At 70.9% G+C, this 1,035-nt stretch carries 1 protein-coding gene and 1 pseudogene; one reads left to right on the forward strand and one right to left on the reverse strand.

Annotated features, from left to right (window positions below; translation table 11 throughout):
• Positions 1-161: pseudogene (locus ACFC1T_RS38480) on the reverse strand (DoxX family protein); the annotation flags it as partial.
• A 157-nt stretch (positions 162-318) separates the two neighbouring features.
• Here ACFC1T_RS38480 and ACFC1T_RS38485 point away from each other — a divergent pair.
• Positions 319-897: a TetR/AcrR family transcriptional regulator gene (locus ACFC1T_RS38485; protein ID WP_375897484.1), complete on the forward strand. Its 579-nt coding sequence runs from the start codon at positions 319-321 to the stop codon at positions 895-897.
• The last annotated feature ends 138 nt before the right edge of the window (positions 898-1,035 follow it).

Genomic DNA, 1,035 nt, shown 5'->3' on the forward strand with positions numbered 1-1,035 from the left:
GGGATGCTGCCGCCGCCCTTGGTGCCGCAGAGGAAGCCGAAGAGCGCGGCGGAGCCGTGGCAGGCGAAGAGCAGGCCGACGACGATCCTGAAGACCGTCAGGACGAGCGGTCGCGCGGCCTCGACGGCCTGCCGGGGGTTCGGGGGGATGTGTGCGGGCATGCCGGAACGCCTCCTGCGGGTGTGGGGGAGAAGGAGGGACGGGGCGGTAAGGGTAGGCTTGGTCTAGTCCACTTGGCAATGCTCCGTCAGATAACGGTCTGGACCACTCCTCGCCCTTTCTTGACCGAGCGGTCTCGAAAGGGCTACTGTTCCGGTCATGGCACGGACCAAGGAATTCGACCCGGACGCGGCGCTCCAGGCAGCTCTCGAACTGTTCTGGCAGCGCGGCTACGAGGCCACCTCGATGGCCGGCCTGGTCGAAGGGCTGGGCATCGCCCGGGCCAGCATCTACGCGACCTTCGGCAGCAAGCACGAGCTCTACCTGCGTGCGCTGGAGCGCTACAACGAACAGCACGACCCCGGCCTGCTGGCCGAGCTGTCCCAGCCCGGCCCGGTGCTGCCGGCCGTCCGCGCCCTGGTGCGCCGATACGCGGGAATGGGGGGCGAGGACCGCAGGCGTGGCTGCTTCATCACCAACACGGCCGTCGAACTCGCCCCGCACGACGAGGCGGCGGCCCGCCGGGTGGAGGTCAGCTACGACCACTTGGAGACGGCGCTGACCGCCGCCCTGCTGCGCGCCGGGGCCCAGGGCGAACTGCCCGCCGGGCGGGAGCCGCGGGCGCTGGCCCGGATGCTGGTGGTGCTGCTGCAGGGGATCCGGGTGGTGGGCAAGACCGCCGAGGGCGGGCCCCGGGTGCGCGACGCCGCCGAGCAGGCGCTGGCGCTGCTGGACTGAGCGCCGGCCCGGACCGGAGGCCCACGGGGGTGTCTCCGGCCCGGTCGGCCCGGCGTCCTGCGCCGTCCTCCATCGTCTTCCGCCGTCTTCCACCGGCTTTTGCAGCCTTGATTTTGGACCGAACGTTCTGAAAAATTT

It is taken from the genome of Kitasatospora sp. NPDC056076 (assembly GCF_042266305.1).
In the GTDB taxonomy this organism is placed as follows: Bacteria; Actinomycetota; Actinomycetes; order Streptomycetales; family Streptomycetaceae; genus Kitasatospora.